Origin of the sequence: Streptomyces sp. NPDC050856, assembly GCF_040653855.1 — a bacterium.
In the GTDB taxonomy this organism is placed as follows: domain Bacteria; phylum Actinomycetota; class Actinomycetes; order Streptomycetales; family Streptomycetaceae; genus Streptomyces.
The window spans coordinates 1-4798 of sequence record NZ_JBFAGV010000065.1; the positions used below are offsets into that span (position 1 = coordinate 1).

Annotated in this window: 5 protein-coding genes; 3 read left to right on the forward strand and 2 right to left on the reverse strand. The window is 74.0% G+C overall.

Translation table 11 applies throughout. From position 1 onward, the window contains the following. The first annotated feature begins 237 nt into the window (after window positions 1–237). Together AB0H53_RS28975 and AB0H53_RS28980 are read left to right on the forward strand one after the other, a co-directional pair. Entirely contained in the window at window positions 238–1536 is a 1299-nt protein-coding gene (locus AB0H53_RS28975) for an alpha/beta fold hydrolase (protein WP_362119602.1), read from the forward strand. 90 nt (window positions 1537–1626) lie between these two features. Then, window positions 1627–2370, forward strand: a complete 744-nt coding sequence (locus AB0H53_RS28980) for a PIG-L deacetylase family protein (RefSeq protein WP_362119605.1) — start codon at window positions 1627–1629, stop codon at window positions 2368–2370. Window positions 2371–2444: 74 nt separating this feature from the next. Here the strand turns inward: AB0H53_RS28980 and AB0H53_RS28985 are convergent, their stop codons facing one another. Then, window positions 2445–2780, reverse strand: a complete 336-nt coding sequence (locus AB0H53_RS28985; RefSeq protein ID WP_362119607.1) for a DUF3140 domain-containing protein — start codon at window positions 2778–2780, stop codon at window positions 2445–2447. A gap of 4 nt (window positions 2781–2784) precedes the next feature. Beyond that, window positions 2785–3006, reverse strand: a complete 222-nt coding sequence (locus AB0H53_RS28990; RefSeq protein WP_362119610.1) for a DUF2945 domain-containing protein — start codon at window positions 3004–3006, stop codon at window positions 2785–2787. Window positions 3007–3405: 399 nt separating this feature from the next. Here AB0H53_RS28990 and AB0H53_RS28995 point away from each other — a divergent pair, with 399 nt between their 5' ends. Further along, entirely contained in the window at window positions 3406–4626 is a 1221-nt protein-coding gene (locus AB0H53_RS28995; protein ID WP_362119613.1) for a S8 family peptidase, read from the forward strand. The last annotated feature ends 172 nt before the right edge of the window (window positions 4627–4798 follow it).

The window sequence follows — 4798 nt, forward strand, 5'->3', positions numbered from 1 at the left end:
GGTCGGTACGTTGTTCGGGTGCTGCGAATCGCTCATGGGCGATCACCTCCGCGCACAGAGTGCGCCCGTAACCCGAAAGCGGCAATCTTTGTTGCTGTTTCCGGGACGAGCGCGGTCGCTCCGCAACGGCGCCCACCTGCGCCGACACGGTCCGAAGCCGTCAAGGCGCCGGGCCCGGTGCCGTGTTGGGACGTCATGTGTTCCACTGTGCGGGCACAGGCGCGGGAAGGAGCACCCTTGACCAGTTATCGCCAGCCCGGCACCGTCCTCACCGACCACCGCTTCACCGTTCCGCTGGACCACGACGATCCGGCCGGCGAGCGGATCGAGCTCTACGGCCGCGAGGTGGTGGCCGGCGGCCGGGCGGGCGCGGACCTCCCCTGGCTGGTGTACCTGGAGGGCGGCCCCGGTTTCGGCGCTCGCCGGTTCATCGGCACCCAGGCCTGGCTCGGTCGCGCGGTACGGGAGTTCCGGGTGCTCCTCCTCGACCAGCGCGGCACCGGCCGCTCCACCCCCGCCAACCGCCAGACGCTGCCGCTGCGCGGCGGCCCCGAGGCCCAGGCGCGCTACCTCGCCCACTTCCGCGGCGACTCCATCGTGCGCGACTGCGAGGCGATCCGGCGCCGGCTCACCGGCGGTGCCCCGTGGACCGTGCTCGGCCAGAGCTTCGGCGGTTTCTGCGCGACCCACTACCTGTCCGCCGCCCCCGAGGGCCTGAGCACCGTCCTCATCACCGGCGGCCTGCCGTCCCTGGACGCCACCGCCGACGAGGTCTACCGCGCCGCCTACCCGCGCGTCCAGCGCAAGACCGAGGCCCACTACGCCCGTTACCCCCAGGACGTCGACCGCGCCCGCCGTATCGCCCAGCATCTCGCCGAGCACCGGACCGTACTGCCCAACGGCTACCTGCTCACCCCCGAGGCGTTCCAGTCCCTCGGCGCGCTGCTCGGCCTCGGCGACGGCAGCCACCAGCTGCACCACCTCCTGGAGGACGCCTTCGTACCCACCCCCGCCGGGCGCGCCCTGTCCGATGCCTTCCTGGAGGGCGTGCAGGCGCACCTGTCGCACGCGGGACACCCGCTGTACGCCGTCATCCACGAGGCCATCTACGCGCAGGGGAAGGCGCCCACGGCCTGGGCGGCGGAGCGGGTGCGCGCCGCGTTCCCGCAGTTCGACGCGGGCAGGGCCCTGGCGGACGGCACACCGCTGCTCTTCACCGGCGAGAGCGTCCACCCCTGGCACTTCGAGGCCGACCCGGCCCTGCGCCCGCTGCGCGAGGCCGCCGAACTGCTCGCCGCCCGCGAGGACTGGCCACCGCTGTACGACCCACGGCGGCTGGCCGCCAACGACGTGCCGGTCGCCGCCGCCGTGTACCACGACGACATGTACGTCGACACGGCGCACTCGCTGGCCACCGCCCGGGCCGTCCGCGGCCTGCGGACCTGGGTCACCGACGAGTACGAGCACGACGGGGTGCGCGCGGGCGGCCCCCGGGTCCTGGACCGCCTGCTGGCCCTGGCCCGCGGCGAGGTCTGAGCGGGCCCGCGCGGCGAGCGGCGCGGCCGGCGGACACGGCCGGTCCCCGGCAACCCGCCGGCGGGGCGGCCGGGCCGTATCCTGCGCGCCATGAACGATCGTGCGACCGAGCAGCTGCGGCCCATGCCCGACGACTGGCGGCGAGCCCTCGCCGTCGTGGCCCACCCCGACGACCTGGAGTACGGCTGCTCGGCGGCCGTCGCCGCCTGGACCGACGGCGGCCGGGAAGTGACCTATGTGCTGGCCACCCGCGGTGAGGCGGGCATCGACACCCTCGACCCGGCCACGTGCGGCCCCTTGCGCGAGCGCGAGCAGCGGGCCAGCGCCGCCGCCGTAGGGGTCGCGCGGGTGGAGTTCCTCGGCCACCGCGACGGGACCGTCGAGTACGGCGTCGGACTGCGCCGGGACATCGCCGCCGCGATCCGCCGCCACCGTCCCGAACTCGTCATCACCCTCAACCACCGCGACACCTGGGGCGGCGTCGCCTGGAACACCCCCGACCACGTGGCCGTCGGCCGGGCGACGCTCGACGCCGCGGCCGACGCCGGCAACCGGTGGATCTTTCCCGAGCTCACCGAGCGGGGCCTGGAACCCTGGGACGGCGTCCGCTGGGTGGCGGTCGCGGGCTCCGCCACGCCTACGCACGCCGTGGACGCGACGCCGGGCATGGAGCGCGCCGTACGGTCGCTCCTGGAACACCGCGCCTATATCGAGGCCCTGACCGATCAGGACCCGGAGGAGTACTGCCGCGCCTTCCTGACCGCCAACGCGCACGCGGCGGCCGAGCGGTTCGGCGGCCGTCCCGCCGTCACCTTCGAACTGTTCGGCCGCTGAGCGGCCGAAGGTCCGTGGGCCCGGGGGCACGGGCGCGGTGACGTCGTGGCGGGCAGCCGTCCGCCCGCCACGGTTCAGTCCTTGAGCGGGTCGTGTCCCCAGTTCATCAGCGAGTGCCGCCAGCGGGAGTCCTCGACGTTCCCGGCCGGCCGCTGGGCGAGGTGGCGGTGGATGTACCCGACGACCTTGCGCATGTGCCGGTAGTCGTCGTCGGTCAGTTCGCCGTCACGGCGGCCCAGCAACTCCGCGATGCGGCGACCGGAGGCGTGGCCGGTGGACTCCCCGCCGTCCTTGTGCTCCCCGGCGGCCTCCGACCGCTCCGTCCGCAGCCAGTCCCGGAGCTCGGCGGGGGACAGGTTCACCAGACCGCGGAACTCCGCCCTGATCTCCCGCCGCTCCTCGTCGTCCACCGGGTCAGTCCTTCTCGGGGCGCAGCGCCCCCGGCTTGTGCACGGCCTCGCGGCCGGACTTGTCGCTGCGCACTTCGTACTGCGGCTCCTCGGGGGAGGCGTCGACGGTGCGGCCGGCCGCCTCGGTGCGCTCGGTGATCTTCCGCGTCACCCTGCCCTTCGCCTCACCGCCGTGGCTCTTCCAGGAGACCTTGTCGCCCTTGCGCGGCTGCTTGTCCTTCGCCATCACGGACCACCTCCAGCCACATCGTCGGCGCGCCGACCGCCCGCCGCAATCGGGGACGTACCACCGCCCTCCGGGCGCCGGCCGCCCGGACCGAGCCGGAAGCCGCTGTTCCGCTGCTGTCCGACATGTCGCGGCGATCCACGCGGACCGGTGAAACCGGCTCGCATACCGGCGAGTTGAGCATTTGAGCGCGGATTTCGACCACCCTCGGTTACGCGAACATGTCAATGCCGTGACATCCGGCCGAACCTCTTGATCCACCCCGGTGAACTGGCTCAGTCTTCTCGGCAGCCGGAAGCGGAACGCCGCTTCCGGCGCTGTGCGCGATCCCGCGCACACACCCCCACAGTCGCGCGCTCCTCACCCCGGGCGCGCCGCCAGGAGGAGGACTCCCCCGTAATGGCATCATCGCGTCTCAACCGCCCCCGCATCACCGCGGCCGTCACCGCCGCCACCGCGGCCGCTCTCCTCGGTACCGTCACCACGCTGCCCGCCCAGGCCGCCCCCGCTCCCGCCCCCGAGGGTGTCGTCGTCGGGGCGAACGCCCCCGACGCCGTGAAGGGCAGCTACATCGTCACGCTCAAGAAGAACGCCGGGTTCTCGTCGACCTCCGCCAAGGGCAAGCGGCTGATATCCGCGTACGGTGGCACGGTCAAGCTGACCTACCGGTCCGCCCTCAACGGCTACGCCGCCCAGCTCTCCGCCGAGGAGGCGCGCAGACTCGCCGCCGACCCGGCCGTCGACCAGGTCATCCAGGACACCGAGGTGTCGGTCGACGCCACCCAGACGAACCCGCCGTCCTGGGGCCTGGACCGGATCGACCAGAGCGCGCTGCCGCTCAACCGGAGCTACACCTACCCGGACCAGGCCGGCAGCGGTGCCACGATCTACGTGATCGACACCGGTGTCCGCGTCAGCCACAGCGACTTCGGCGGCCGGGCCGTCAACGGGTACGACGCCGTGGACGGCGACAACGTCGCCCAGGACGGCAACGGCCACGGCACCCACGTGGCGTCCACCGCGGCCGGCAGCGCGTACGGCGTCGCCAAGCGGGCCAGGATCGTGGCGGTCCGGGTGCTCGACAACAACGGCTCCGGCACCACCGCGGGCGTCGTGGCCGGCATCGACTGGGTGACCCGCAACCACAGCGGCCCCTCCGTCGCCAACATGTCGCTCGGCGGCGGCGCCAGCACCGCCATCGACACCGCCGTCCGCAACTCCATCGCGAGCGGCGTCACCTACGCCGTTGCGGCCGGCAACGAGAACGTCAACGCGAGCACCAAGTCGCCCGCCCGCGTCACCGAGGCGATCACGGTCGGCGCCACCACCAACACGGACGGCAGGGCGAGCTACTCCAACTACGGCTCCGTGCTCGACCTGTTCGCCCCGGGCTCCGGCATCACGGCGGCGTGGCGCACCAGCGACACCTCGACCAACACCATCTCGGGCACCTCGATGGCCACCCCGCACGTCGCCGGCGCGGCGGCCGTGTACCTGGCGGGCCACACCACCGCGAGCCCGGCCCAGGTCGCCTCGGCGCTGGTGTCCGGGGCCACCTCGAACGTGGTGTCCGGCGCGGGCACCGGTTCGCCGAACAAGCTCCTCAAGATCGTGCCGTAACCACTTCCGGCACGCGCCTTCCGCCGTCGTGGCGGCGTCCCACCGGCCGGCGGCGGGGGGGGCGCGCGCCCCCCGGGCCGGCGCCCCGGGCCGCGCCCCCCCCCCCGGGGGGGGGGCCCGGGGCCCCCGCCCGCGCGGTGTGGGGCCCGCGGGGGGGGCCCGGGGTGTGGGT

Bases quoted from the DNA above. Each gene is read 5' to 3' on its own strand.
- AB0H53_RS28980 (WP_362119605.1), top strand. From the start codon at position 1,627: ATGAACGATCGTGCGACCGAGCAGCTGCGGCCCATGCCCGACGACTGG.
- AB0H53_RS28990 (WP_362119610.1), bottom strand. From the start codon at position 3,006: ATGGCGAAGGACAAGCAGCCGCGCAAGGGCGACAAGGTCTCCTGGAAG.
- AB0H53_RS28995 (WP_362119613.1), top strand. From the start codon at position 3,406: ATGGCATCATCGCGTCTCAACCGCCCCCGCATCACCGCGGCCGTCACC.